The organism is Streptomyces sp. AM8-1-1, from assembly GCF_032229325.1.
In the GTDB taxonomy this organism is placed as follows: domain Bacteria; phylum Actinomycetota; class Actinomycetes; order Streptomycetales; family Streptomycetaceae; genus Streptomyces; species Streptomyces achmelvichensis.
This window is the reverse complement of the sequence record NZ_CP135086.1, coordinates 2,838,876-2,864,390: the sequence shown is the minus strand read 5'-3', so window position 1 is coordinate 2,864,390 and position 25,515 is coordinate 2,838,876. Positions and strand designations below refer to the sequence as shown.

Annotated in this window: 23 protein-coding genes and 1 tRNA gene; 18 read left to right on the top strand and 6 right to left on the bottom strand. The window is 70.2% G+C overall.

All coding sequences use genetic code 11. From position 1 onward, the window contains the following. Positions 1–7: 7 nt before the first annotated feature. Together RPQ07_RS12790 and nudC are read left to right on the top strand one after the other, a co-directional pair. Entirely contained in the window at positions 8–1,405 is a 1,398-nt protein-coding gene (locus tag RPQ07_RS12790) for a dipeptidase (RefSeq protein ID WP_313944245.1), read from the top strand. Between the two features lie 36 nt (positions 1,406–1,441). Further along, positions 1,442–2,392 carry an NAD(+) diphosphatase gene (gene nudC / locus RPQ07_RS12785; protein ID WP_313944244.1) on the top strand — a complete coding sequence of 317 codons (951 nt, stop codon included), beginning with the start codon at positions 1,442–1,444 and terminating at the stop codon, positions 2,390–2,392. A gap of 137 nt (positions 2,393–2,529) precedes the next feature. Here the strand turns inward: nudC and RPQ07_RS12780 are convergent, their stop codons facing one another. Further along, the gene (locus RPQ07_RS12780) at positions 2,530–2,772 is read right to left on the bottom strand and encodes a mycoredoxin (protein ID WP_313944243.1); all 243 of its coding nucleotides are present in this window, start codon (positions 2,770–2,772) and stop codon (positions 2,530–2,532) included. A 171-nt stretch (positions 2,773–2,943) separates the two neighbouring features. Here RPQ07_RS12780 and RPQ07_RS12775 point away from each other — a divergent pair, with 171 nt between their 5' ends. The 5 genes from RPQ07_RS12775 (at position 2,944) to RPQ07_RS12755 (ending at position 6,823) form a co-directional block, all read left to right on the top strand. After that, positions 2,944–5,118 (top strand): ATP-dependent DNA helicase UvrD2, encoded by a 2,175-nt coding sequence (locus RPQ07_RS12775; protein ID WP_313944242.1) that lies wholly within the window; start codon positions 2,944–2,946, stop codon positions 5,116–5,118. A gap of 165 nt (positions 5,119–5,283) precedes the next feature. Beyond that, positions 5,284–5,622: a hypothetical protein gene (locus tag RPQ07_RS12770; RefSeq protein WP_313944241.1), complete on the top strand. Its 339-nt coding sequence runs from the start codon at positions 5,284–5,286 to the stop codon at positions 5,620–5,622. Positions 5,623–5,816: 194 nt separating this feature from the next. Next, complete coding sequence (locus tag RPQ07_RS12765; protein ID WP_313944240.1) at positions 5,817–6,185, top strand: WhiB family transcriptional regulator; 369 nt, start codon at positions 5,817–5,819, stop codon at positions 6,183–6,185. After that, positions 6,182–6,505 carry a hypothetical protein gene (locus tag RPQ07_RS12760; RefSeq protein ID WP_313944239.1) on the top strand — a complete coding sequence of 108 codons (324 nt, stop codon included), beginning with the start codon at positions 6,182–6,184 and terminating at the stop codon, positions 6,503–6,505. Before RPQ07_RS12765 ends, RPQ07_RS12760 begins: the two co-directional genes overlap by 4 nt. Before the next feature lie 117 nt (positions 6,506–6,622). Beyond that, the gene (locus RPQ07_RS12755; RefSeq protein WP_313944238.1) at positions 6,623–6,823 is read left to right on the top strand and encodes a hypothetical protein; all 201 of its coding nucleotides are present in this window, start codon (positions 6,623–6,625) and stop codon (positions 6,821–6,823) included. A gap of 99 nt (positions 6,824–6,922) precedes the next feature. On the opposite strand, the gene RPQ07_RS12750 is transcribed toward RPQ07_RS12755, so the two are convergent. Both RPQ07_RS12750 and RPQ07_RS12745 read right to left on the bottom strand, forming a co-directional pair. Then, complete coding sequence (locus RPQ07_RS12750; RefSeq protein ID WP_313944237.1) at positions 6,923–8,287, bottom strand: AarF/ABC1/UbiB kinase family protein; 1,365 nt, start codon at positions 8,285–8,287, stop codon at positions 6,923–6,925. Positions 8,288–8,331: 44 nt separating this feature from the next. Further along, entirely contained in the window at positions 8,332–9,552 is a 1,221-nt protein-coding gene (locus tag RPQ07_RS12745) for a ThiF family adenylyltransferase (protein WP_313948878.1), read from the bottom strand. 342 nt (positions 9,553–9,894) lie between these two features. Here RPQ07_RS12745 and RPQ07_RS12740 point away from each other — a divergent pair, with 342 nt between their 5' ends. The 4 genes from RPQ07_RS12740 to RPQ07_RS12725 all read left to right on the top strand — a co-directional run bounded on the left by RPQ07_RS12740 (position 9,895) and on the right by RPQ07_RS12725 (position 13,737). Further along, positions 9,895–10,518 (top strand): M48 family metallopeptidase, encoded by a 624-nt coding sequence (locus tag RPQ07_RS12740; protein WP_313944236.1) that lies wholly within the window; start codon positions 9,895–9,897, stop codon positions 10,516–10,518. A gap of 128 nt (positions 10,519–10,646) precedes the next feature. Continuing rightward, complete coding sequence (locus tag RPQ07_RS12735; protein WP_313944235.1) at positions 10,647–12,269, top strand: TerD family protein; 1,623 nt, start codon at positions 10,647–10,649, stop codon at positions 12,267–12,269. Positions 12,270–12,283: 14 nt separating this feature from the next. Continuing rightward, entirely contained in the window at positions 12,284–12,964 is a 681-nt protein-coding gene (locus tag RPQ07_RS12730) for an AIM24 family protein (protein ID WP_313944234.1), read from the top strand. Between the two features lie 17 nt (positions 12,965–12,981). Beyond that, complete coding sequence (locus tag RPQ07_RS12725) at positions 12,982–13,737, top strand: AIM24 family protein (RefSeq protein WP_313944233.1); 756 nt, start codon at positions 12,982–12,984, stop codon at positions 13,735–13,737. Between the two features lie 100 nt (positions 13,738–13,837). On the opposite strand, the gene RPQ07_RS12720 is transcribed toward RPQ07_RS12725, so the two are convergent. Then, positions 13,838–14,359, bottom strand: a complete 522-nt coding sequence (locus RPQ07_RS12720) for an NUDIX hydrolase (protein WP_313944232.1) — start codon at positions 14,357–14,359, stop codon at positions 13,838–13,840. Then, on the bottom strand, positions 14,356–15,837 hold the full coding sequence (locus tag RPQ07_RS12715; RefSeq protein ID WP_313944231.1) for a zinc-dependent metalloprotease: 1,482 nt from the start codon (positions 15,835–15,837) through the stop codon (positions 14,356–14,358). The genes RPQ07_RS12720 and RPQ07_RS12715 overlap by 4 nt, the downstream gene beginning before the upstream one ends. A gap of 190 nt (positions 15,838–16,027) precedes the next feature. Here RPQ07_RS12715 and RPQ07_RS12710 point away from each other — a divergent pair, with 190 nt between their 5' ends. The 4 genes from RPQ07_RS12710 to RPQ07_RS12695 all read left to right on the top strand — a co-directional run bounded on the left by RPQ07_RS12710 (position 16,028) and on the right by RPQ07_RS12695 (position 19,418). Then, the gene (locus RPQ07_RS12710; protein WP_313944230.1) at positions 16,028–17,155 is read left to right on the top strand and encodes an SDR family oxidoreductase; all 1,128 of its coding nucleotides are present in this window, start codon (positions 16,028–16,030) and stop codon (positions 17,153–17,155) included. Between the two features lie 79 nt (positions 17,156–17,234). Continuing rightward, complete coding sequence (locus RPQ07_RS12705) at positions 17,235–17,693, top strand: molybdenum cofactor biosynthesis protein MoaE (protein ID WP_313944229.1); 459 nt, start codon at positions 17,235–17,237, stop codon at positions 17,691–17,693. 364 nt (positions 17,694–18,057) lie between these two features. After that, on the top strand, positions 18,058–18,228 hold the full coding sequence (locus tag RPQ07_RS12700; RefSeq protein WP_313944228.1) for a hypothetical protein: 171 nt from the start codon (positions 18,058–18,060) through the stop codon (positions 18,226–18,228). A gap of 101 nt (positions 18,229–18,329) precedes the next feature. After that, a complete protein-coding gene (locus RPQ07_RS12695; protein WP_313944227.1) occupies positions 18,330–19,418 on the top strand; it encodes a PDZ domain-containing protein in 1,089 nt (362 codons plus the stop codon). A 94-nt stretch (positions 19,419–19,512) separates the two neighbouring features. On the opposite strand, the gene RPQ07_RS12690 is transcribed toward RPQ07_RS12695, so the two are convergent. Then, entirely contained in the window at positions 19,513–20,070 is a 558-nt protein-coding gene (locus tag RPQ07_RS12690; protein WP_313944226.1) for a PPA1309 family protein, read from the bottom strand. A gap of 136 nt (positions 20,071–20,206) precedes the next feature. On the opposite strand from RPQ07_RS12690, the gene RPQ07_RS12685 reads away from it, so the two are divergent. The 3 genes from RPQ07_RS12685 (at position 20,207) to RPQ07_RS12675 (ending at position 25,461) form a co-directional block, all read left to right on the top strand. Next, the gene (locus tag RPQ07_RS12685; RefSeq protein WP_313948877.1) at positions 20,207–23,122 is read left to right on the top strand and encodes a UPF0182 family protein; all 2,916 of its coding nucleotides are present in this window, start codon (positions 20,207–20,209) and stop codon (positions 23,120–23,122) included. A 49-nt stretch (positions 23,123–23,171) separates the two neighbouring features. Further along, a tRNA-Met gene (locus tag RPQ07_RS12680) sits at positions 23,172–23,245 on the top strand. Between the two features lie 203 nt (positions 23,246–23,448). Continuing rightward, positions 23,449–25,461 carry a sel1 repeat family protein gene (locus tag RPQ07_RS12675; protein WP_313944225.1) on the top strand — a complete coding sequence of 671 codons (2,013 nt, stop codon included), beginning with the start codon at positions 23,449–23,451 and terminating at the stop codon, positions 25,459–25,461. The last annotated feature ends 54 nt before the right edge of the window (positions 25,462–25,515 follow it).

The following is a 25,515-nucleotide window of genomic DNA, read 5'->3' as shown; positions in this document are numbered from 1 at the left end:
CACCAGCATGAGCGACACCCCGGACAGCGTCGTCCGTACGTACATCCAGCAGCACCGCGCCGCCTTCCTCGACGACCTCGCGGAGTGGCTGCGCATCCCCTCCGTGTCGGCACAGCCCGACCGTGCCGCCGATGTACGACGCAGTGCCGACTGGCTCGCCGCCAAGCTCCTGGGGACCGGCTTCCCGGTCGCCGAGGTCTGGCCGACGGCCGGTGCACCCGCGGTGTTCGCCGAGTGGCCCGCCGGCGACCCGGACGCCCCGACCGTCCTCGTCTACGGACACCACGACGTCCAGCCCGCCACCCGCGAGGACGGCTGGCACTCCGATCCCTTCGAGCCGGTGACCGTCGACGGCCGGCTGTACGCACGCGGCGCGGCGGACGACAAGGGCCAGGTCTTCTTCCACACCCTGGGCGTCCGCGCCCACCTCGCCGCCACCGGACGCACCGCGCCCGCCGTCAACCTCAAGCTGCTGATCGAGGGTGAGGAGGAGTCGGGCTCCCCGCACTTCCGCGAGCTCGTGGAGGCCGAGGCCGCCCGCCTCGCCGCCGATGTCGTGATCGTCTCGGACACCGGAATGTGGTCCGAGGCCACCCCCACCGTCTGCACCGGCATGCGCGGCCTCGCGGACTGCGAGATCGAGCTGTACGGCCCCGACCAGGACATCCACTCCGGGTCGTTCGGCGGAGCGGTGCCCAACCCGGCGACGGTCGCTGCGCGGCTCGTGGCCGCGCTGCACGACGCCGACGAGCGGGTCACCGTGCCGGGCTTCTACGACGACATCACGCCCCTGACCGACGCCGAGCGGGAGCTCTTCGCCGAGCTGCCCTTCGACGAGGCGGCCTGGCTGAGGACGGCCAAGTCCCACGGCACGCTCGGCGAGGCCGGCTACTCCACCCTGGAACGCATCTGGGCCCGGCCGACCGCCGAGGTCAACGGCATCGGCGGCGGCTACCAGGGCCCCGGCGGCAAGACGATCATCCCCGCGTCGGCGCAGCTGAAGCTCACCTTCCGGCTGGTCGCGGGCCAGGATCCGGACAAGATCGAGGTGGCGGTCAGCCAGTGGCTCGCGTCCCAGGTCCCCGCCGGCATCCGCTACGACGTCACCTTCGGGGCATCGACCCGCCCCTGCCTCACCCCGCTGGACCACCCCGCCCTTCAGTCCGTCGCACGGGCCATGAGCCGGGCCTTCGACGGGCAGAAGATCCTCTTCACCCGTGAAGGCGGCTCGGGACCGGCGGCCGACCTCCAGGACGTCCTGGAGGCGCCCGTGCTCTTCCTGGGCATCTCCGTACCCTCCGACGGCTGGCACGCGCCCGACGAGAAGGTCGAGATCGACCTGCTGCTCAAGGGTGTGGAGACCACCGCGCACCTGTGGGGCGACCTCGCCGCCGCCCTCCGCTAACTGACACCCAATCCACTCGGGGGAGTTGGAAGAACCGTGAGCACCAACACTTTCGCCGGCGCCGGGGACCTGCCCATCGGTCTCACCGCACCGAGCGGCATCGACCGCGAGGCGCACCACCGTCTCGACGAGGCATGGCTGGCGGCGGCCTGGAGCCACCCGTCGACGCGTGTCTTCGTGGTCTCGGGCGGCCAGGTCCTGATCGACGAACGCGCGGACGGGCGTACCGAACTGGTGATGACCCCGGCCTTCGAGGCCCCCGTCACCGAGACCCACCGCTATTTCCTCGGTACCGACGAGGACGGCGTGAGCTACTTCGCGCTCCAGAAGGACGCGTTGCCGGGCCGGATCGACCAGTCGGCCCGGCCCGCCGGCCTGCGGGAGGCCGGTCTGCTGCTCTCCCCGCGGGACGCCGGTCTGATGGTCCACGCCGTCGCGCTGGAGAACTGGCAGCGGCTGCACCGGTTCTGCTCCCGCTGCGGCGAACGCACGGTCATCGCGGCCGCGGGCCACATCCGCCGCTGCCCGGCCTGCGGCGCCGAGCACTACCCGCGTACGGACCCGGCCGTGATCATGCTGGTCACGGACGAGGAGGACCGCGCTCTGCTCGGCCGCCAGGTGCACTGGCCGGAAGGCCGCTTCTCGACGCTCGCGGGGTTCGTGGAGCCGGGGGAGTCGATCGAGCAGTCGGTGCGCCGCGAGGTCTGGGAGGAGGCCGGCGTGACGGTCGGCGACGTCGAGTACATCGCCAGCCAGCCCTGGCCGTTCCCGTCGAGCCTGATGCTCGGCTTCATGGCCCGGGCGACCTCGTCCGAGATCAATGTCGACGGTGAGGAGATCCACGAGGCGCGCTGGTTCTCCCGCGAGGACCTGCGGGCCGCGTTCGAGTCCGGCGAGGTGCTGCCGCCGTACGGGATCTCCATCGCCGCCCGCCTGATCGAGCTCTGGTACGGCAAGCCGCTGCCGAAGCCGGGCAGCGCCAACTGAGGTGCCGCCGGGATCCCCGATCCCGGCGGCGGTCACCGTTGCCCGCGGTCCTCGCGCTTCTCACGGTCCTCAAGGTCCCGGCATGGCGACGCCCCCGCCCGACATCGTCGAGCGGGGGCGCGCACAGGCGTGTGCGGTCAGGCGCCGATCTTCTGCTTGACCTGCGCCAGCGAGGGGTTGGTCAGCGTCGAGCCGTCCGGGAAGAGCACGGTCGGCACCGTCTGGTTGCCGCCGTTGGCCTTCTCGACGAAGGCCGCGGAATCCGGGTCCTGCTCGATGTTGATCTCGGTGTAAGCGATGCCCTCACGGTCCATCTGGCCCTTGAGTCGACGGCAGTATCCGCACCACGTGGTGCTGTACATCGTCACAGTGCCCGGCATGGTCTCTCGCGCTCCTCTGTCTCGCTGACTGCGTCCCACTCACTGCGGTGCGTGGTCGCACGGCACTAGAACGTACGTGACCGGCCCGCCATTCCCGTATTAGTACGACCACGTCCGCTCCCCTGTGGACAAGCGCCGCACCCGCCTCTGCAGACCTGGCAGCATGGCGGGGTGACAGCAGCAACGCACTCCTCCCTTTTCCCGCAGGTGCCCGAGTCGGCCGACGCGGTGCTCGCCGGGCTCGACCCCGAGCAGCGCGAAGTGGCGACCTCCCTGCACGGCCCGGTGTGCGTGCTGGCAGGCGCCGGCACGGGCAAGACGCGCGCGATCACCCACCGCATCGCGTACGGGGTGCGCGCGGGCATTCTCCAGCCCGCGAGCGTGCTGGCCGTCACCTTCACCAACCGCGCAGCGGGCGAGATGCGGGGCCGGCTGCGCCAGCTCGGCGCCGGCGGGGTCCAGGCCCGCACCTTCCACTCCGCCGCCCTGCGCCAGCTCCAGTACTTCTGGCCCAAGGCGGTCGGCGGTGACATGCCACGGCTGCTGGACCGCAAGATCCAGCTGGTCGCCGAGGCGGCCGCGCGCTGCCGCATCCGGCTGGACCGCAACGAACTGCGCGACGTGACGAGCGAGATCGAGTGGGCGAAGGTCACCCAGACCGTCCCCGCGGACTATCCGGCCGCCGTCACGAAGTCCGTCCGCGACGCCCCCCGGGACCCGGCCGAAATCAGCCAGATCTACGCGATGTACGAGCAGCTCAAGCGTGACCGCTCGGCGATGGACTTCGAGGACGTCCTGCTGCTCACGGTCGGCATCCTCCAGGACCGCCACGACATCGCCGACCAGATCCGCCGCCAGTACCAGAACTTCGTGGTCGACGAGTACCAGGACGTCAGTCCGCTCCAGCAGCGGCTCCTCGACCTGTGGCTCGGCGAGCGGGACAGCCTGTGCGTGGTGGGAGACGCCAGCCAGACGATCTACTCCTTCACCGGGGCCACCCCGGACCACCTGCTGAACTTCCGCACCCGCCACCCCGGCGCGACCATGGTCAAACTGGTCCGCGACTACCGCTCGACTCCTCAGGTCGTCCACCTCGCCAACGGTCTGCTGAGCCAGGCCCGCGGCCGCGCCGCCGAGCACCGGCTCGAACTGATCTCCCAGCGCGAGACCGGCCCCGACCCGGCCTACGTGGAGTACGCGGACGAACCGGCCGAGGCCGAAGGCACCGCCCGCCGCATCCGCGACCTGATCGCCGCGGGCGTCCCGGCCGGCGAGATCGCGGTTCTCTACCGCGTCAACTCCCAGTCCGAGGTCTACGAACAGGCACTCGCCGACGCGGGCGTCCCCTACCAGCTGCGCGGCGCGGAGCGGTTCTTCGAGCGCCAGGAGGTCCGCGAAGCGGGTATCGCCCTGCGCGGCGCGGCACGCGCCGGCGGCAACGACTCCCTGCTCGACGACGCCGGGGACCTCCCCTCGCAGGTCAGGGCGGTGCTCTCGACCAAGAACTGGACGAGCGAACCACCCGCGGGCTCGGGCGCGGTGCGCGACCGCTGGGAGTCCCTGGCCGCCCTGGTCCGTCTTGCCGAGGACTACGTACGGGTGAAGCCGGAGGCGACACTCTCCGACCTGGTGACGGAACTGGACGAGCGGGCGGCCGCCCAGCACGCCCCCACCGTCCAGGGCGTGACCCTGGCCTCGCTGCACTCCGCCAAGGGCCTGGAGTGGGACGCGGTGTTCCTCGTCGGCCTCACCGAGGGCATGATGCCGATCACCTACGCCAAGACCGACGAACAGGTCGAGGAGGAGCGCCGGCTGCTCTACGTCGGGGTCACCCGTGCGCGGCTGCATCTGTCCCTGTCCTGGGCGCTCTCCCGGTCGCCCGGCGGCAGGGCCTCCCGTCGCCCGACCCGTTTCCTGAACGGCATGCGTCCGGGGTCGGTGGCCCCGGGTGCCCGCAGCGCGGGTGGCGGGGCCGGCGTCGAGCGCGGCGCGGGAGGCCGGCGCAAGCGGCGTGGTCCCGTGCTGTGCCGGGTGTGCGGCAAGACGCTCACCGATGCGGGCGAGATGAAGCTGATGCGTTGCGAGGACTGCCCCTCCGACATGGACGAGGCGCTGTACGAGCGGCTGCGCGAGTGGCGCTCGGACCAGGCGAAGGAGCTGGGCCAGCCGGCCTACTGCGTGTTCACCGACAAGACGCTGATGGCGATCGCCGAGGCCGTGCCGGGCGACGAGGGGGAGCTGGCCGGTATCTCCGGTGTCGGCGGACGCAAGCTGGAGCGTTTCGGCGCCGATGTCCTCGCCATCTGTGCAGGTCAAGAGCTTGGAGGAGTCGACGAGGAGGACTGATACAAACTCGTCGAAAAAATAGTTTGCGCGGGCCCCGGCAGGCCCCATAGGTTCTTAACCACGGGAACAGCGACTTCTCTGAAGCCCTGTTGTCGTGCTGTACTTATCCGAATACGCGTGATCGGCCCCGGCCGGTCCCCAAAACGCCGAGAGGAGGCGAATCCAGTGATCAGCATCGAGACCAGCTTCATCAGCACCGCCAAAATGACCGATCGCTCGGCCGCCTCCGCCTGCTCGCTCGGCTTCTCCGCGTCGTTCAACGGCACCGGTGTGTCCGGCTCCTCGGCCGCGCTTCCGGTGATCGGTCTGGGCGGAATCGCTCTGGGCGGACTCCCTGTCCGGGACCGCAATGAGCGACCGACCAAGGCACTGGCAGCAGATGTAGCAGCGGTGAAGGCCCAGGCCTATGCCTTTGCGGCGACCAGTGCCGAAACCAAGAAGCAGACGCAGCACCACACGATGTGGGCCTTCCGTGGGCTCGAACCCTGGAGTGATCCAGCCTGATTCAGATCAGGCCGGCGCCTTCAGGGCCGCGGAACCCCACCCGGGATCCGCGGCCCTTCTGTTTTCCCCGAACGGGGGAGCCGGAGCGAAGGGGCCTCGGGAACAGCAGCACCCGGTACCAGCCCCCCGGACCGAACCGGGGGACCGCCAACCGGCCAACAGGCCGGACCGACAAGACGAGGAACGACACCACCGTGCAACTCGAAGCGCACGCCCCGTCCGTACCGCCTTCCGAGATGATCCCCCCGCCCGCCCTCACGGAGGACTCCACCTTGACTCCGCTCACTGCGCTCACCGCGCTCGACGACGCCATCGAGAACCTCGGCGTACCCGTCCCCTGCCGTTCCTACGACCCGGAGGTCTTCTTCGCCGAGTCCCCCGCGGACGTCGAGTACGCCAAGTCCCTCTGCCGTACCTGCCCGCTGGTCGAGGCCTGCCTCGCCGGCGCCAAGGAGCGGCGTGAGCCGTGGGGCGTCTGGGGCGGCGAGCTGTTCATCCAGGGCGTCGTCGTGGCCCGCAAGCGGCCGCGTGGCCGCCCGCGCAAGAACCCGGTTGCGGCATGAACATCACCGGAACCATCGATCGCCCCCTGACGCACGATCCCCAGAAGCTGGCCCCCATGACCTCTTCCACGAGCGAGCCGTCCGGCTCCGCCACCCCAGACGTCACCACCATCGGCGCGACCGCCTCGCGTCAGAACAGGACCCGTGAGATGCAACTCATCCCAGAAGCCATGGCCCGTGCGCATATGCACGAGCGCCTGCTCGAAGCCGAGTCGGAACGCCAGGCCGTGCGCCTGGTCGCCGCCCGGCGGATGCAGCGCCGCGCCGAGCGCGTCTCGATGCGCGCCCGCCGTGCGCTCGCCATGGCCGTCATGCAGTGACAGCTGTCGGCACGTCACACCGTGACACCCACTGACCCGCGGGGGCCGGTCCGAACGGACCGGCCCCCGCGGTGCGTTCTTCCTGCGGCGGCTTCCGCACGGGGTTATCGTCACGTGGTGGACCAGCAGCAGACTCCGCAGCCGCAACAGCCGGGTGCCGAGAGCATCGAGTGTTCCCACTGCGGCAAGACCGCCGAGGGAACACCGCTCACCTGGACCTGCTCCGTGGAGAACGGTGTCCGTCGCTACTTCTGCGACGACTGCGCGCGCTCCCACCTCCGCGCGATCGAGGGCAGACTCGACTCCGAGTGGTGGTGAGACCGCCGCCGGGCCGCCCGCCGCCCACGTGCCGGCGCCGCCCACGTGCCTGCCGCCGCCGGGCCACCACCGTTCTGCCTCCCGCCGCCTACCGGTCGCTCAGGCCGGCGCCTCGATCGCGGCGCTGTCCTCGTCGTCCTCGGGAAGGAACCCCGGCAGCCAGGACTCCAGTTCGTCCCGCAGCCGCACGGTGGCGTTCAGCTGGCACAGCACACCGATGGTGCTCAGCGTCACCCGGTGTATCAGCAAGTAGGACGGCGGCAGATTGAGTTGCTTGCCCAGCTGGTGTGCGGGGGAGCGGATGTCGGCGATCCGCGCGGCCTGAGTTCGCATCCAGCTCCGGGTGAAGGTGAACTCCTCCGCCTCCGCGGGCTCGATGATCGGCACCAGATACTCGTGGACCGCTTCCGGGTCGAGCTCGATCTCGTCCTTGACGAAGCCCTCCGAGCGCAGCAGGTCGTACACCGCGTCGGCCTCGCCCTCCAGCGTCATCCGCAGGCAGTCGCCGATGGTCTGGGGCAGCCCGCCGGGCAGCCGGTCCACCGTGCCGAAGTCCAGCACGCCGAGCCGCCAGGTATCGCCCTCCTCGTCGGGGAGCAGCCGGAAGTTCCCCGGGTGCGGATCCGCGTGCAGCAGACCGGTGCGTGCCGGACCCGAGAACAGGAAACGCGCCAGCAGCTGTCCGGCCCGGTCCCGCTGCTCCTCCGTGCCGTTCGTGATCACTTCGGCCAGCGGGATGCCGTCGATCCACTCCGTCACCAGCACCTGGTCGGACTGGTGCACCACATCGGGCACGAGCACATCGGGATCGTCCGCGAACTCCGCCGCGTGCTCGCTCTGCGCCTGCGCCTCCAGCTCGTAGTCGAGTTCCTCGGAGACCCGGTCGCGCAGCTCGGTGATCAGGGGCTTGATGTCCATCCCCGGGATGAGCGGTCCGAGCAGCCGGGCAAACCGGCTGAGCTGTGTGAGATCGGAGAGCAGCGCTTCACCCGCTCCCGGGTACTGCACCTTCACCGCGACCTCACGGCCGTCGTGCCACACCGCGCGGTGCACCTGTCCGATCGACGCCGCGGCGGCGGGCTTGTCCTCGAAACTCAGGAAGAAGTCCCGCCAGTCCTCCCCGAGCCGCTCGGCGAGAACCGCGTGGACGGTGCGCGTCGGCATGGGCGGCGCGGCGTCCTGGAGCTTGGTGAGCGCCGCGCGGTAGGGGCCGGCGATGTCCTCGGGCAGCGCGGACTCGAAGACGGACATGGCCTGCCCGAACTTCATCGCCCCGCCCTTGAGCTCACCGAGCACCTTGAACAGCTGCTCCGCGGTGCGCTGTTGCAGCTCCTTGGCGACGATCTCGGCGGACTTGCCGCCGATCCGCTTTCCCAGGCCCCATGTGGCACGGCCGGCGAACCCCAGTGGTAGTGCCGCCAACTTGGCCGTCCGGGTGACCGCCTTACGCGGAAGATCAGACATGCGCCCCTCCAATTCCCCGACAGCAGCCGAGCCGCGTACGGCGGTTACCCGGCCATTGTCTCGTGCGACGGCCCGAAGTCCGAGGTGTGCTCCCTCTCACTCTTCCCATGTGCACCGCAGACGCAGTCGATGTGCGGCGAGATCCTCTCCGATCGCCAGTCCAGCAGCGGCAGCGAGGTCTCCCAGCGCGCTCCTGTACTGGTGGGCAGTTCTCCGTCGAGGAAGGACAGCGCATGCGCCGCCGTTGTCCCCGCCACCAGTGTGGCGAGTGCGACGTCACATGCCGGCACCGCCCCACTGCGACGGCCCGCCGAACGCCACTGTGCCAGGAGCCGTCGCCATCCGGGGTCATGGTCCGCCCGGTCCAGTTCGAGACATCCGGCACATGCCGTGCCGCCGGGCAGCACCAACGGCCCGACCACACCGGTCGCCTCGATCACACCGGCGTACAGATGCGGAGTGCCCGTGGCGATCCAGTCGGCGGCCCCGGCGGGGTCGGGTGCGTAGGCGGCGAGACCGTCGCGTAGGCACACGACGACCAGCGACAGGCCGGGCTCGGCGCCCCTGCCTCCTGCCGCGGAGTCTCCCCCTGCCGCCGGCGCGGACTGCGGCGTCGGTGCCGAGGCCGCCGACGACGCCGCGCGTGCCCGGCCCCTCTGCCGTGGTGGCGGGGCAGCGGCGGACCGCCGGACCAGCTGACGGGCCGTCGTGTCCCTTCTGCCGCCGACCGCGCCCGCCGACAGACCGCCCGGAGCGATGTCCCACGGTTCGGTGCATCCGCCGTCCAGCACCTCGATGCGTCCGACCCCGGCCGAGGAGAGCAGCGCGGCGACGGTCGCGCCGACGCGGCCCGCGCCCCGGACCTGGACGCGCATGGCCTGGCGAGCGGTCAGTCGCCGTATCCCACCTCCTGGTTCCGGATGGACCACGGAGAGCGTCGCCAGATCGGGACGCAGGCGGTCGAGGGCGCCCGTCCGCTTCCGTAAGGCATCGGCCTCCGGCCCGCCCGTCGTCGCGTCGTCGAGCAGTCCCGCCGTGCTCAGCCGTCTGACCAGTGCATCCACCTGCCCGTCCGGCATGCCCATCACCCGGGCCTCCTCACGCAGCAGCGGTAGCCCGCGGGTGCCGTCGAGCAGCTCCAGCAGAGCACCTGTCGCCGTGTCCACGGGCCCGACCACGACCGCGTGCGCCGGTGTCACCCCGAACTGCACGGTCTGCCGCTCCCGCCATGCCCGCCTCAGCGCCGGCTTCACCATCGGATGCATTTCCACTTCCCCCTCGATAACCGCGAACCGAAGAACCTTGCGGAGCGAGAACCCGAGACCGCCGGAACTCGCAGAACCGCTGGAACCGAGACCGCCGGAACCCGCAGAACCGCCAGAACCCGCAGAACCGCCAGAACCCGCAGAACCGTGAGTAACCGAAGAATGATCAAGAACGGCTCTCCGCTGATCCGTTGTCAGAATGCCCGGCCGCGTCGAAGGGTGTGAAAAGTTGTCCACAGGCTTGGGGTATTAGTCGTTCAAATGGTGCAGCCAAGGAGTGGATCAAGATCGAACCGTTCCGGAGGCGGGACTTCCCCCACCGGCAACGGGTAACGTCGGGGCGTGTCCGTCGACCCTTCCCCTCGCGTCGCTGGGGAGACACCACCGCGCAGTGCGGGAAGTCAACAGCGCAGCGTGCCAGGCCGCCCGTCCCGCGGATCGGGGACCAGCGCGGTCGAGGTCCGCAGGAGCGCGCGCCGCAGCAGAACGGTCTCCGCCTATCGGGAGGGCGACCGGACCATCGTCCTGATCCCCGCCCGGATGTCGGAGGCGGAGGAGCAGCGCTGGGTGGGTGTCATGCTCGACAAACTCGCCGCCCAGGAGAGCAAGCGGATCCTCGGTGACAGCGAACTCACCGAGCGTGCCGAGCGGTTGTCCGCCCAGTACTTCGACGGACGCGCAAGACCGACATCCGTGAGATGGGTGACGAATCAGAACACCCGCTGGGGCTCCTGCACCCCGGCCGAGGGCAGCATCCGCCTCTCGCACCGGCTGCAGGGCATGCCCGAGTACGTCGTCGACTATGTGCTCGTCCACGAACTCGCGCATCTCCTGGTGCCCGGTCACGGCCCGCGGTTCTGGCGGCTGCTGGAGGCGTATCCCCGGACCGAGCGCGCCCGGGGCTATCTCGAGGGCGTCGTGGCCGCCGACCGGCTGCCGCACCTGCCCGTCACCGGCGGGGAATGACCCCCGACCGGCCATGATCCCGTGTACCGAATGTGTCCCGGCCTGCGTCCGGACTTGGCTCAATGTCGGTTTGAGCCGTTAGCCTGACGCGACGTATTCACCTTCGGGATGGGGGACGGTCGTTACGCATGGCCAGGGAATTCCAACGCGGCCACAAGGCCAAGATCAGTGATCTCACGCCGGGAACGGATCTGTACGTAGGTGTGCAGATCGCGGCTCCTGGGCTGACCTTCGACATCAGCTGCTTCGGCCTCGACGCCAACGAGCAGCTCTCCGACGACCGGTACTTCATCTTCTTCAACCAGCCGAAGTCGCCCGAGGAGTCCGTTCAGCTGCTGGGCGCGCAGGCCGGTGACACCGAGTCCTTCCGCGTCACGCTCGACCGTATTCCGGCGAACATCCACAAGCTGTCCTTCACCGCGACGATCGACGGTGCCGGACAGATGTCGCAGGTCGGCCCGGGATACATCCGGATCGTCGCCGGCGGCGAAGAGGTCGTCCGGTATCCGTTCAACGGCTCGGAGTTCACCACCGAGCGCGCGGTGATGCTGGGCGACTTCTATCTGAAGGACGTCTGGCGTTTCGCCGCCATCGGTCAGGGCTTCGACGGCGGACTCGACGCCCTGCTGAAGAACTTCGGCGGCGAGGTCGCCGAGGAGCAGCCGTCGGCCCAGCAGCCCCAGGCCGCGCCGTCGTTCGGGCCGCCCGCCCAGGCGACGGCACCTCCGGCTTTCGGCGCACCCGCCGCCCCGCAGGCTCCGCAGCCCGCGCCGTCGTTCGGTGCACCGGCGGCGCAGGCCCCGGCTCCGGCGAACCCGCAGATGCATGCCGCGCCCACGGTCGCAGCACCGATGCCCCCACAGGGCACGATGCCGCCGTCCGCGCCGTCGCCGTACGGGCAGCCGCCTCAGCAGCCGCAGTTCGGACAGGTGCCGGGACAGCAGCCCGGGCAGATGCCGGGTCAGTTCCCGGGTCAGGCCCAGCCGCCCGGCGCGCCCGCGCCGTACGGCCAGCAGGCTCCCTACGGACAGCCCCAGGGGATGCCTCCGGGCGCGCCGCAGGGCGTCCCCCAGGGAGCCCCGCAGGGCGGTGCCGGCCTCCAGGCCGCGCTCCAGCCCTACCGTGAGACGGCCACCGGTCAGCGCTGGACCCCGCAGAATCAGCAGTTGATGCGGGTCGACCTCACCATGGGCGGGACGCCCGTCCTGGCCCGCCAGGGCAGCATGGTGATGTACCAGGGCAAGGTGGACTTCGGCCACAAGGGTGCGGGCTACGCGGGTCGTGTGATCGGCAATGCGACGGGCCAGGAGATGCAGCTGATGCGCTGTTCCGGCCGCGGCCAGGTCTTCCTCGCGGAGGAGGGCGCGCATCTGCACCCGATCGAGCTCCAGGGCGACGGCATCTGCGTCTCCGCGGAGAACGTCCTCGCCTTCGACGAGTCCCTCCAGTACGAGGTCCGTCGTATCGAGGGCCACGGCATCCCCGGCGGCGCGCTGTTCACCATGCAGTTCCAGGGCACCGGCACCGTCGTCGTGAAGACGCACGGCATCCCGGTCGTCCTGCCGGTCACGCCGACCACCTTCGCCGACTGCAATGCCGTCGTCGCTTGGTCGTCCGCGTCCCAGGTGATCCTCTCCAGCCAGGTCCGGCTGCGCCGCAACGCGTACCCGGGCCACAGCGGGGAGACGATCAACCTCCAGTTCCGGGGCGCCCCCGGCAACTTCATCGTCGTCCAGCCGTACGAGGTCTGAGGGAGCCCGAAGACATGAACCAGCAACTTGCGGGCTTCGCCCCGACTCCGATCACGGCCCGTATGGAGAACCACGGCCGGTCGATGCTCAAGGTCGCCATGGCCTCCGGCCAGGACCTGTACGCACGCACCGGCTCGATGGTCGCCTACGAGGGCTTCGTCCAGTACGAGCCCAACCCGCCCGGCGTCCGCCAGGTCGCCTCCCAGTGGGTGACCGGCGAGGGCGCGCCCATCATGAAGTGCTCCGGCGACGGGCTGCTCTATCTCGCCGACTACGGCGCCGATGTGGTCGTCATCAATCTCAACAACGACTCCCTCTCGGTCAACGGCACCAATCTGCTCGCCTTCGACGCGCACCTCCAGTGGGGCGTCGAGCGGGTCAAGGGCCTGGCCAAGTTCGCCGGCCAGGGCCTGTGGAACGTGGAGATCGCGGGCACCGGCTGGGTCGCGCTGACCTCCCGCGGCACGCCGATCGTCGTCGACTGCGGCCGTGGCGAGGACGAGACGTACGTCGACCCGGACGCCCTGGTCGCGTGGTCCCCGAACCTCAAGGTGAAGGGCAAGCGCAGTTTCAAGGCCTCCTCCCTCGTCGGACGGGGCAGCGGCGAGGCGTACCAGATGGCCTTCTCGGGCCAGGGCATCGTCGTCGTACAGCCGAGCGAGGACAGCACGGACCGCCTGCGGGTCCGGGGCTGAGGGGGAGCGAACACATCATGCAGAGCCCACTTTTCAACCACGCCGAACAGCAGTCCCAGGAGCGCTACGTCGTCCAGAACCCGCAGCTGCTGCGGGTCGCGCTCACCGGGCAGGACGACGTTCTCGCCCGCAAGGGCGCGATGGTCGCCTACCAGGGGCTGATGGATTTCGACGGTGAGTACCAGAGCGGTCAGCAGCGCCGCGCCCGCGCCAACACCGGCGAGGGCCTGGATCTTATGCGCTGTTCCGGACAGGGCACCGTCTACCTCGCGAACCTCGCGCAGTACATCCACGTCGTCGACGTCGACCAGGAGGGCATGACGGTCGACAGCGCCTATGTCCTGGCGCTCGACTCGACGCTGCACACCGAGGTCATCGCGGTCGACAGCCAGTACGGGATCTCCGGTTCGGGCAAGTACCAGCTCAACATCTCCGGCCGGGGCAAGGTCGCACTCATGACCTCGGGTCAGCCGCTGATGATGCAGGTCACGCCGGACAAGTACGTCAATGTCGACGCCGACGCGATCGTCGCCTGGTCGTCGGGTCTGCGCGTCCAGATGCAGTCCCAGACGCATTCCTCGGGCGTACGGCGCCGGCGCGGCAACACCGGCGAGGGCTGGGAACTCAACTTCCTCGGTCAGGGCTTCGCCCTGGTGCAGCCGAGCGAGGTCATGCCGCCGCAGAACGCGGAGATCGGCCAGGGCGTGCGCGCCCAGTTCGGTGCGGGCCAGCACGGCTCCCACGCCCAGAACCAGAACAACGCCTGGAACTGAGCAGCGCCGCGGCGCAGATGCATCGTGCCGCGTGCACGTAAGGGGCGGCCTCCCTGGAGGCCGCCCCTTACCCGTACCTGCCTCGCAGAATCGTGCGGGCCTACAGCGCGGCCCGCGTCCGCTCCACCAGACGGACGACCGACTCGTCGGCCACGTCCGGTACCTCGGCGTAGGCGAACCAGCGCAGATCCAGCGACTCGTCGCTGATCGCCTCCACGGCTCCGGTGGGAGCCAGTGCCGCGTACTGGACGTCCAGATGCCAGTTGCAGGGCGAAGGAATCGCATGGCGGTCCAGGCGGACCGGGCCGCCGGGAAGCAGCGTCAGACCGTCGATCCCGGACTCCTCGGTGGCCTCCCGCAGCGCTGCCGAGGCGAGCGTCGTGTCACCGGGCTCGCAGTGGCCGCCCATCTGGAGCCACATACCGAGCTTCTTGTGCAGTGTCAGCAGCACTCGCTCGCTCTCCGGGTCGACGACCAGCGCGCTTGCCGTCACATGACCCGCCTGGCAGGCCTTCCACATTCCGTCCGGGTGCGTGTCCAGATGGTCCAGGTAGAGCCCGCGCAGCTCCTCCTGGTCCTCGTAGCTCTTCAGTACGAGGACGGCGTCGTCGTACAGGCTCACCGGTCGGAGTCGTCCTTGCCGTTCGTGCCGCTGTCCGGACCCTGGTCCTCCGGGCCCTTGCCGTCCGTGCCCTTGGTGTCGGGGGCGTCCGTCGGGCCGGTGCCGCTCGTGCCGGCGTCGCCCTTGGTCGCCGCCTCACCGAGCATCTTGTCCAGCTCCGAGAAGTCGAGCTGCTCGCGGTGGACGAAGCCGTCCGGGTCGTCCAGATCCGATGCCGTCGGCAGCATGTCCGGGTGCTCCCACAGGGCGTCCCGGCCGTCCACGCCCCGTGCGTCCGTGAGCGAGGCCCAGAGCCGGGAGGCGTCCCGCAGCCGCCGGGGCCGCAGCTGGAGACCGATCAGCGTCGCGAAGGTCTGCTCCGCGGGGCCGCCGGACGCACGCCGCCTGCGCAGCGTCTCGCGCAGAGCGCTCGCCGAGGTCAGCCGGGACGAGGCCGCCTCGTGGACCACCGCGTCCACCCAGCCCTCGACCAGCGCGAGTGCCGTCTCCAGACGGGCCAGTGCCGCCTTCTGCTGCGGGGTGTCCTCCGGCTGGAACATGCCCTGCTGGAGAGCCTCCTGCAGCTGCTCCGGGTTGCTCGGGTCGAACTGGCCGACCACGTCCTCCAGCTTGCTGGTGTCGACCTTGATCCCGCGGGCGTACCCCTCGACGGCGCCGAACAGATGCGAGCGAAGCCATGGCACATGAGCGAAGAGCCGCTGGTGGGCGGCCTCGCGCAGGGCCAGATACAGCCGCACCTCGTCCTTCGACACTCCGAGGTCCTTGCCGAGCGCCGCGACGTTCAACGGGAGCAGCGCGGCCTTGCCGGCGGGGCCGAGCGGCAGACCGATGTCCGTGGACCCGACCACCTCACCGGCCAGGACACCGACGGCCTGCCCGATCTGCTGGCCGAACATCGCTCCACCCATGGAGCGCATCATCCCCAGCAGCGGGCCCGCCATGGCCTGCATCTCCTCGGGCAGCACATCGCCCATGGCCAGGCCGACGCGCTCGGCGACCGGGTCGACGAGCTGCTTCCACGCCGGAAGCGTCGCCTCCACCCACTCGGCACGGCTCCAGGCGACGGCCGTGCTCGCGCCGGAGGGCAGCGAGGTCGCGCCGTCCAGCCAGAGGTCGGCCAGACGCACGGCCTCCTCGACCGCGGTCCGCTCGGCGGGACCCACGCTCTCGTCCTTGGTGCCGTCCGGCGTGCCCTGGGAGACCGTCTGGCGCGCGATCTGCTGCGCCATGTCCCAGTTCACCGGTCCGCCCTCGTAGCTCAGCATCTGCCCGAGCTGCTGGAAGGCCGCACCCAGATCGTTCGGATTCAGGGAGCCGAACATGGCCGCGAACGGATTGTCGCCGCCGTCGCCGCCGAATCCGAAGGGATTGGAGGCCTGCCCGCCCTGGCCACCGCCGGCGGGATCCTTCTTCTTGCCTTCGTCGCCGTTCTCCGGCTCCTCCGGCGGAAGGCCGAATCCGAATGGGGTGTCACTCACGGGTTTCCTCGGCTCGTAGGGCCGCCGGCTCCGGGCCGACGGCGAATGCCCGACAACACCACCAGCGTAGACATCCGCGCCGCATATGGGCTCGGTGCTCCGCCGACTCGTGGGCTGCGGCAGGATGGACGCCACCTGGTACGTACGTGTCATTCGCTTACGTACTGAAGACAACCGCTGGAGACGCCTGGTGAGTTCCCCAGATCCGCAGGTTCGCGGAGCGCGAAACCGCTCAACCCCGACCCCGGGCGAGGGGCCCTCAGGCCGGGGCCCCGTCGTCGCGGTGACCGGCGCCGCCACCGGCATCGGCGAACTGCTCGCCCGGCGGCTGGCCGACTCCGCCGAGGTCAAGCAGGTCGTCGCGATCGACGAGCGCAGGGGCGAGGTCGCCGAGGCGCAGTGGCACATCCTCGACGTGCGCGACCCCGCCATCGCGGAGAAGCTGCGCGGCGCCGACGTGGTGGTGCACCTGGCCCTCGATCTCGATCTGGATTCCGACGCGGCGGCCCGCACCGCCTACAACGTGCGCGGCACCCAGACCGTGCTCACCGCGGCAGCCGCCGCCGGTGTGCACCGGGTCGTGCTCTGTACGTCCGCCATGGTCTACGGGGCACTGCCCGACAACGACATCCCGCTGTCGGAGGACGCCGAGCTGCGCGCCACCGCGGAGGCCACCGGCGTCGGAGACCTCATGGAGATCGAGCGGCTCGCCCGCCGGGCTCCACGTGCGCACCCCGGGCTCAATGTCACGGTGGTAAGACCCGCGGTCCTGGTGGGCGGTACTGACACCGCCCTCACCCGCTACTTCGAGTCGCCGCGTCTCCTCGTGGTCGCCGGATCGCGTCCCACCTGGCAGTTCTGCCACGTCGACGACCTGGTGAGCGCGCTGGAGTACGCCGCCCTGGAGAAGGTGGACGGCGAGCTCGCGGTCGGCTGCGACGGCTGGCTGGAGCAGGAGGAGGTCGAGGAGCTCAGCGGCATCCGCCGCATGGAGCTGCCCTCGGCCGTCGCCCTGGGCGCCGCCGCCCGGCTGCACCGGATCGGTCTCACCCCGTCCCCGGCGGGCGATCTGGCGTACACGATGCACCCCTGGGTCGTCAGCGTGAGCCGGCTGCACGACGCGGGCTGGCGTCCGCGGTGGACCAACGAGGAGGTCTTGGCGGCGCTGCTCGAAGAGGTGGAGGGCCGGCACACGGTCGTGGGCCGCAGGCTCGGCCGCAAGGACGCGACCGCGGCGGGTGCCGCCGGTGCGACGGTCGCCCTGCTCGGCACGGCCGCGCTGGTCCGCCGGGCCCGCAAAGCGCGCCGCCGGCTGTAGGAGGCTCCAAGGCGGGGCTCGCCCGGCCGGTCGATCGGGCTATTCCGCGATGTCAGTGGCATGCGGCACGATGGCCGGCATGGCACGTACGCACGAGCACCCCGGCGAGCAGGCGGCACCGGACCCGGTCCGCCTTCTCGCGATCCGCGACACCCCGCTCTCCGTCGACGAGGTCTTCGCGGCCGTCGGTGACGACGCCTCGGGCGGCACCGCGCTGTTCGTCGGCACCGTGCGCAATCACGACGGCGGATCCGACGTGGACACCCTGGGGTACTCCTGCCATCCCTCGGCCGAGGCCGAGATGCGCCGGATCGCGGACCAGGTCGTCGCCCGCTTCCCGGTGCGGGCGCTGGCCGCGGTGCACCGGGTCGGGGATCTCGCCATCGGGGACCTCGCGGTCGTCGTCGCGGTGTCCTGCCCGCATCGCGGGGAGGCGTTCGAGGCGTGCCGCAAGCTGATCGACGACCTCAAGCACGAGGTGCCGATCTGGAAGCACCAGAAGTTCTCCGACGGCACCGAGGAGTGGGTGGGCGCGTAGGCCTGCCGGTTCCTGATCTGCCCGGACCCGGGATGGTGCCGCCCCTTCGGCGAGCGGCCGGACCCGGGATGGTGCCGCCCCTTCCGTGAGCGGCCGGACCCGGGTTTCGTGCCGCCCCCTTCCGTGAGCCGTCCTGCCCCGGCGTGGAGCCCTCGATCACGGGTACCCGACAAGCGGCAGCGGGGCGGTCACGACGGCATGGCACGCGGGGCTTCCCGGATCGTTCTCGGCGCCCGGCCGAAACCCGCGAGAAGCCCAAGCGGCCCGATTTGCGTAACCGCCACCCTGCCGTGAGCGTTGAACTGGCAGATGGCTAATCTGCTGATCATTCAGTTGCTTTCGATCATGGGGTAGGGAGGTCGTGATGGCAGCACTCGCCTGGTTGTTGATTCCGCTGTTCGCTGCCGTCGGTGCTGCGATATGGGGAGGCTGGGCCCAGCGGAACCGGACAACCGGTGACGTGGCCGAGCTCGCCGGCTACGCGCGGTTCCGCGACGCGATGGAAAAAGCGGGCACCGGCAGAGATGCCGCCTGACGCAGTCCTGACTCACACGCCGTCCGTGCGCAGAGGCCCTTCTGCCCCGTACGGACCGGCCCCGGCGGTGCGCTGACAGGCGCGTCCCGTACTGTCGTTCCATGCCACGCCGCACCGCGACGATGCTCGCCTCCACCCTCGTTCTGATCGCACTTCTGTGCGCCGGGGTGTTCATCAAAGTGCCGTATTCGGAGATGTCGCCCGGCCCCACCGTCAACACGCTCGGCGAGGCGCGCGGTGAGCCGGTTCTGGCGATCTCCGGCCGCAAGACCTACCCGACGACCGGTCATCTCAACATGACGACGGTCCGGGTCACCGGTGCGGACTACAACATGAACTTCGTCGAGGCCGTCTACGGCTGGCTGGCCCACGACAACGTGGTCGTTCCGCACGACACGCTCTACCCGGACGGCAAGACGGAAGAGCAGTCGACACAGGAGAACGCCGAGGAATTCACCCAGTCGCAGGAGAGCGCGAAGGTTGCCGCGCTGAAGCAGCTGAAGATCCCCGTGAAGTCGCGGGTCGTCGTCTCCACGGTCATCAAGGACACGCCCTCCGAGGACCGGCTGCACGCCGGCGACGTGATCCGCGCCGTGGACGGCGCCGCCGTCGAGCAGCCGGCCGACGTCGCCAAGCTGGTCACCAAGCACAAGCCCGGCGAGAAGGTCGTCTTCACGATCGTCCCGGCGAAGGCCGCTGCCGCCGCCGAGAAGGCGGGCAAGGAGCCGGACGCCACCGAGAAGGTCACGATCACCACGACCACGTCGGACACCGGCAACCGCGCGATCGTGGGTATCCAGGCGGGGACCGACCACACGTTCCCGTTCACGGTCGACATCAACCTCGCCGATGTGGGCGGCCCCAGCGCCGGTCTGATGTTCGCGCTGGGCATCGTCGACAAGCTCACTCCCGGAAACCTCACCGGCGGCAAGTTCGTCGCGGGCACCGGCACCATCGACGACCAGGGCAAGGTCGGTCCCATCGGTGGCATCGAGATGAAGCTGGTGGGCGCCCGCAACGCGGGTGCGGAGTACTTCCTGACGCCGAACGACAACTGCGCGTCGGCCGCCTCTGACATCCCCGACGGGCTGACCCTCGTGAAGGTCAACACCATCGAGGACGCCGCGAAGTCGCTGGAGAAGATCAGGTCGGGCAGCACGGCAGGGCTGCCGAGCTGCACCACTGGCTGAGCAGGGCTGCCGAGCGGCCCGACCGGCTGAGCACCGGGGCCCGGCGTCCGACGGCAACGCGGCGAGCGCGCGCCGAGCGACGGACCCCGGACCCTCAGGCCTCGAACGTCGCCGACAGCGCGTCCGCCAGACCCGGCACCAGGTCCGAACCCGTCAACACCTCGGTCGCCGAGTCCTTCTCGCGGAGCCGCAGCGCAGACTCACGGGCACCGTCACGGAGCACCGCCACGGTCATGCGCACCTCCTGGCGGGCCGGGTGAGAAGCCACCCACTTGGTGAGGGCGGCGTCGTCGAGACCTTCGGGTACCGAGGCCTCCGCCGACGCGGGAAGCATCTGGCGCTCCACGGTCAGCGCGCAGCCGGCCACCGCGTCCGGCCACGCGATCGTGCCGAGGAACTCGTCCAGGGGAGTGCCGGGCGGAATCTCGTCCTGCTCGATCGGGGTCAGGGGAGCGCCGGCCTTGTCGCCGTCGAGTCCGAGCTGGCCCGCGAGGCCGGGCTCCTGGGTGCGCAGCTGTGCGGTGTCGACGAGGGCGAAAAGCCTCGCCGGCCGGTCCCAGCCGAGGCCGGAGGCGTACTCGTCGATTTCGAGCACGGCGCGGGTCAGTGGGCTGGCGGCCATCGGGGGGCCGGAGGAAGAACTATTGGGCATGCCCAATATCCTGCCTCCTTCCGGGCCCGATACGGGAACTAGGTAAAGCCTCAGTAAGTTGCAGTAGTGGGCTCTACGATCGCGGGGCCCGTTTCACACGACCGCGAACTTCGAGGTGCGCACGTTGGCTTTCCAGATGCCGGACCGCGGCGGAGGCCCGACCGGGCCACGGATCAGAGTGGGCCGGCCGTCCCGGCGCGTCCGCACCCTGCTCATGACACTGGCCGTGCTGGCCGTGCTGGCCATGGCGTTCGTCATGTTCGCCGGGTTCTGGACGGACTGGCTCTGGTACCGCTCAGTCCACTACTCCTCGGTGTTCACCACCACTCTGTGGACCAAGATCGGGCTGTTCGCCGTCTTCGGTCTGCTCATGGCGGGAGCTGTCGGGCTGAACATCTGGCTCGCGCACCGGCTGCGCCCGCCGCTCAGCGCGATGTCGCTGGAGCAGCAGAGCCTCGACCGCTACCGGATGAGCATCGCCCCGTACAAGAAGTGGGTGCTCCTCGCGATCACCGCTCTGGTCGGGCTGATCGCCGGAGCGTCCGCCACCGGTCAGTGGCGCACCTGGCTGATGTGGGTCAACGGCGTGCCCTTCGGTCAGAAGGACCCGCAGTTCAAGATGGACGTGTCGTTCTACGCGTTCGACCTGCCCTGGTACCGCTTCCTGCTCGGCTTCGGCTTCGCGGCCGCCGTGCTCTCGCTGATCGCCGCCGCGCTGACCCACTATCTGTACGGCGGGCTGCGCATCACCAGCCCCGGAGCCCGGGCGACCGCGGCGGCCACCGGCCACCTCTCGGTGCTGCTCGGTGTCTTCGTCTCGCTGAAGGCCGTGGCGTACTGGCTCGACCGGTACGGCCTCGCGGTGAAGTCCAGTGACTTCAAGGCCACGGGGAACTGGACAGGCCTGCGGTACGTGGACGCCAACGCCTATCTCCCGGCGAAGACGATCCTCTTCTGCATCGCGGTCATCTGTGCCCTGCTCTTCTTCGCGACGCTCTGGCGGCGGACGTGGCAGCTGCCCGTCATCGGCTTCGGCCTGATGGTTCTGTCCGCGATCCTCATCGGCGGTCTCTACCCGGCGATCGTGCAGAAGTTCCAGGTCCAGCCGAACGAGCAGGCCAAGGAAAGTCCGTACATCAAGAAGAACATCGATGCCACGCGCGAGGCGTACGGCATCGACAGCGCCAAGCCCGAGGACTACGAGGGCAAGGGCAACCCGCAGCGGAAGGCGCAGCAGCGCGAAGCGGCCACGTCGGCGGCGAGTTACCGCGTCGTCGACTCCAACGTCGTCTCGCCCGCCTTCCAGCAGCTCCAGCAGGAGCGCAAGTACTACCAGTTCCCCGCGACGCTGGACGTCGACCGGTACACCGGCTCCGACGGCAAGCCGCAGGACACGGTCATCGGTCTGCGCGAGCTCAACATCACGGGCATCCCGAAGAGCAACTGGATCAACGACCACTTCACCTACACCCATGGCTACGGCGCGATCTCGGCCAAGGGCACCAGCGTGATCACCGATCCGAACCAGGGCACCGTCGGCTCACCGGACTTCACCGAGGCCGGCATGCCCACCAAGGGCCAGCTCGGGAAGTACGAGCAGCGGATCTACTACGGCGAGAAGACCGAGCAGTACTCGATCGTGGGCGGTCCGCAGAAGGAGCTCGACTACGAGGCCAGCGTCGGCCCCACCAAGTACACGAGCTACCAGGGCAAGAGCGGCGTCAGCCTCTCCAACCCGCTGAACCGCGCCGCGTACGCGGTGGCCTTCAGCGAGCCGCAGATCCTGTACTCGGGTGCTGTCGGGGAGGGTTCGCGGATTCTCTACAACCGCACCCCCAAGGAGCGCGTCGAGGCGGTGGCCCCCTGGCTGACGATCGACGGCGACGCCTACCCGGCGGTCGTCGACGGCCGTATCCAGTGGATTGTCGACGCGTACACCACGACCAACGGCTACCCGTACGCCTCGCGTACGACGCTCGGCGACACCACGACCGACTCGCTGACCACCAACCAGCGCGCGGTCGTCGCCCAGCAGAACCAGGTCAACTACATCCGGAACTCGGTGAAGGCGACCGTCGACGCGTACGACGGCTCGGTCAAGCTGTTCCAGTGGGACACCGAGGACCCCGTCCTGAAGACCTGGATGAAGGCCTTCCCCGGCACGGTGAAGTCCAAGGCCGACATCTCGCCCGCGCTCAAGGCTCATCTGCGCTACCCGCAGGACATGTTCAAGGTCCAGCGCGAGCTGCTCACCCGGTACCACGTCACGGAGCCCGAGCAGTTCTACAGCGGCAGTGATGCCTGGCAGGTGCCGGACGACCCGACGAACAAGGACACCAGCGCGGTCCCGCCGTACTACCTGAGCCTGAAGATGCCCGGGGAATCGGCGCAGAAGTTCTCGCTGACGACGACGTTCACTCCGGCCGGGCGCCCCAACCTGGGTGCGTTCATGGCCGTCGACGCCGACGCCACGAGCAAGGGCTACGGCTCGATCAGACTGCTGAGAGTGACCTCGACCGTCCAGGGTCCGACACAGGTGCAGAGTGAGCTGAACGGTGTGCCCGAAGTGGCCACGTTCGTACGGGACCTCAGAGGTACCGACTCGGACATCGAGTACGGAAATCTGCTGACGGTGCCGCTCGACGGCGGGTTCCTCTACATCGAGCCGGTGTACGCCCGAGGCGGCAGCGCGAACTATCCGCTGCTGAAGAAGGTGGCCGTCGCGTACGGCGGAGGCAAACCGGTCTTCAAGGACAGCCTGACGGAGGCGCTCGACGCGGTCTTCGCACAGGAAGGCGCCGAGCCGCCACCGACGACGACGCCACCGACACCACCGGGAGACGGCACCACCAAGCCGCCGCCGGCGACCGGTGACGCCGCGCTCAAGGGCGCCATCGCCGACGTGCTGAAGGCGCACCAGGACGCCGAGGCCGCGCTGGCGAAGACGCCGAAGGACTGGGAGGCGTACGGCAGGGCCCAGGAGGACCTGGACGCGGCGCTGCAGCGGCTGAACGCGGCTCAGGGCAAGCCGAGTCCCAGCCCGTCCCCGTAGCTGCTGAACAGGCAACACTCCGCGTCGTGATAGTGTTTCAACACAACGACGCGGGGTGGAGCAGCTCGGTAGCTCGCTGGGCTCATAACCCAGAGGTCGCAGGTTCAAATCCTGTCCCCGCTACTGAAACGAAGAGGGCCCGGATCCTTTTGAGGATCCGGGCCCTCTTCGCGCGTATGTGCTGCCGGTGGGAACTGGGCGCGCCGGGGGGCGAGTTGGCCGTCAACGTGTTTGACTTATCTCTCTGTGGGCATGTCGACAAAACGCTGAAGTGACCTTACTGGCTGCGGTATACCAGGTGTACGCGGGTTGCAGGTGGTGCGACGATGGAATTTATGGGGGACAGGGCAACTCTGTTGGAGACAGGGCGGTTTGTGCAGCAGCATGCCGGTAACGCGGCAGATGTGATCAGCGCTGCCGACGCCGCGGACACTCCTGCCGCGAGCCAGATCGACGGCGTGGGCGCCACTGAGGGTGCCGACTCCGTGGAGAGCGCCGGGGCCGAGGAGCGATACCGCCGTGCGGCGGAGAGCGGCGACACCGCGTCGATGAGCGTGCTCGGCGCGCTGCTGATGCGCCGTGGCGACCTCGACGGTGCCGAGCCCTATCTGCGGGCCGCCACCTCCGAGGGCGACCGTGCGGCCGCCAACAACCTGGGTGTCCTGCTCCACCAGCGCGGCTACGCGGACGAGGCGGCCGGCTGGTGGCGCATCGCCGCCGTCGCCGGCTCGGCCGCCGCGGCGCACGCCCTCGGGCGCCACTTCCGCGAGCGCGGTGACGAGCCCGCCGCCGAATACTGGCTGCGCCAGTCCGCCGAGCAGGGCCACGCCCTGGGGGCGTACGCACTCGCCGATCTGCTGGAGCACCGCAGCGACGTGGGCGCCGAGCGCTGGCTGCGTGCCGCCGCCGAGCAGGGCCATCGTGAAGCGGCCTACCGGCTCGCCCGTGCGCTGGAGCGCCGGGCGGCGGACGAGGCACGCGCCGGCGGGGACGCGGGCCTCCTGGTCGTCCGCACGGACGGAGATGCGGCCGGCGAGGGCGCCTGCGCGCCTCCCGGCGGCCGGGGCCGTGACACCGGTGCGCCCTCCGGCCGCGCCGGTCCCGAGGACCAGGCGGGCCCGGAGCCCACCGTCCTGGACGAGGCCGCCCAGTGGTACCGGCAGGCCGCCGCCCGGGGACACCGCAGAGCCGCGCTGCACCTCGGCGCGATCCTCGAGAAGCGCGGAGAGCTGAAGGAGGCGGGCCGCTGGTACCTCACCTCGGCGAAGGACGGCGAGGCGCGTGCCGCGTGCGCGCTCGGCTTCCTGCTGCGTGACGCCGGTGACGAGGAGAGCGCCGCCGTCTGGTGGCTGCGCGCTGCCCAGGAGGGCGACGGCAACGCCGCCAACGCCCTGGGCGCCCTGCACGCCGCCCGCGGCGAGCAGCAGACCGCCGAGCGCTGGTACCGCGCCGCCATGGACGCGGGCGACGTCAACGGCGCCTACAACCTCGGGCTGCTCTGCGCCGCCCAGGACCGCACCGCTCAGGCCGAGCAGTGGTACCGCCGCGCCGCCTACGCGGGGCACCGGGAGGCCGCCAACGCGCTCGCCGTGCTGCTGCTGCAGTCCGGTGACGCCACGGGCGCCGAGCCGTGGTTCTCCAAGGCGGCCGAGGCCGGCAGCGTGGACGCCGCCTTCAATCTGGGCATCCTCCACGTCGGCCGGGACGACGACCGTACGGCCCTGCTCTGGTACGCCAGGGCCGCGGCCGCGGGTCACACCGAGGCGGCGCTCCAGGTCGGCATAGCGCTGCTCCGCGACGGCGACGACCGGGCCGCCGAGCGGCATCTGCGGTGTGCGGCCGGCGGCGGCAGCGCCGAGGCGGCCTTCCGGCTCGCGACGCTGCTGGACTCCCGTCAGCCGCCGCCGGGCGCACCGGCGCTCGGCGAGCCGCCGGCGGAGAAGACCGAGTGCGAGGAGTGGTACGAGCGTGCCGCCGAGCAGGGGCACCGCCGTGCTCAGGTGCGGGTCGGCATGCTGGCCGCCGCCCGCGGCGACATGGCGGAGGCGGACCGCTGGTACCGCGAGGCCGCCGAGGCGGGCAGCCGCAACGGCGCCTTCAACCTCGGGCTGCTCCTCGCCCGTGAGGGCAACGAGCGCGAGGCGGCCCTGTGGTGGACCCGGGCAGCGCGCGCGGGACACGGCCGGGCGGCACTACGCCTGGCCCTGCTCGCCGCGCGCCGGGGTGAGCTCACCGAGGGCCAGCGCTGGTGCGCGCGGGCCGTCGAGCTGGGTCCGGCCGAGGTGGCGGAGCGTGCGGCCCGGCTGCGGGACGCGCTGCACCAGGAGCTCACCGCGTAACGGAGCTCACTCCGCACGGGCGCCAATGGATTTGCTCTGGTCAGTGGGCTGACG

What these genes read in the sequence shown, in the direction of transcription:
- RPQ07_RS12790 (WP_313944245.1), top strand. Translation starts at nt 8, where the DNA reads ATGAGCGACACCCCGGACAGCGTCGTCCGTACGTACATCCAGCAGCAC.
- RPQ07_RS12780 (WP_313944243.1), bottom strand. Translation starts at nt 2,772, where the DNA reads ATGCCGGGCACTGTGACGATGTACAGCACCACGTGGTGCGGATACTGC.
- RPQ07_RS12760 (WP_313944239.1), top strand. Translation starts at nt 6,182, where the DNA reads ATGAACATCACCGGAACCATCGATCGCCCCCTGACGCACGATCCCCAG.
- RPQ07_RS12750 (WP_313944237.1), bottom strand. Translation starts at nt 8,287, where the DNA reads ATGTCTGATCTTCCGCGTAAGGCGGTCACCCGGACGGCCAAGTTGGCG.
- RPQ07_RS12745 (WP_313948878.1), bottom strand. Translation starts at nt 9,552, where the DNA reads ATGCATCCGATGGTGAAGCCGGCGCTGAGGCGGGCATGGCGGGAGCGG.
- RPQ07_RS12735 (WP_313944235.1), top strand. Translation starts at nt 10,647, where the DNA reads ATGGCCAGGGAATTCCAACGCGGCCACAAGGCCAAGATCAGTGATCTC.
- RPQ07_RS12730 (WP_313944234.1), top strand. Translation starts at nt 12,284, where the DNA reads ATGAACCAGCAACTTGCGGGCTTCGCCCCGACTCCGATCACGGCCCGT.
- RPQ07_RS12725 (WP_313944233.1), top strand. Translation starts at nt 12,982, where the DNA reads ATGCAGAGCCCACTTTTCAACCACGCCGAACAGCAGTCCCAGGAGCGC.
- RPQ07_RS12705 (WP_313944229.1), top strand. Translation starts at nt 17,235, where the DNA reads ATGGCACGTACGCACGAGCACCCCGGCGAGCAGGCGGCACCGGACCCG.
- RPQ07_RS12700 (WP_313944228.1), top strand. Translation starts at nt 18,058, where the DNA reads ATGGCAGCACTCGCCTGGTTGTTGATTCCGCTGTTCGCTGCCGTCGGT.
- RPQ07_RS12695 (WP_313944227.1), top strand. Translation starts at nt 18,330, where the DNA reads ATGCCACGCCGCACCGCGACGATGCTCGCCTCCACCCTCGTTCTGATC.
- RPQ07_RS12690 (WP_313944226.1), bottom strand. Translation starts at nt 20,070, where the DNA reads ATGCCCAATAGTTCTTCCTCCGGCCCCCCGATGGCCGCCAGCCCACTG.
- RPQ07_RS12685 (WP_313948877.1), top strand. Translation starts at nt 20,207, where the DNA reads ATGCCGGACCGCGGCGGAGGCCCGACCGGGCCACGGATCAGAGTGGGC.
- RPQ07_RS12675 (WP_313944225.1), top strand. Translation starts at nt 23,449, where the DNA reads ATGGAATTTATGGGGGACAGGGCAACTCTGTTGGAGACAGGGCGGTTT.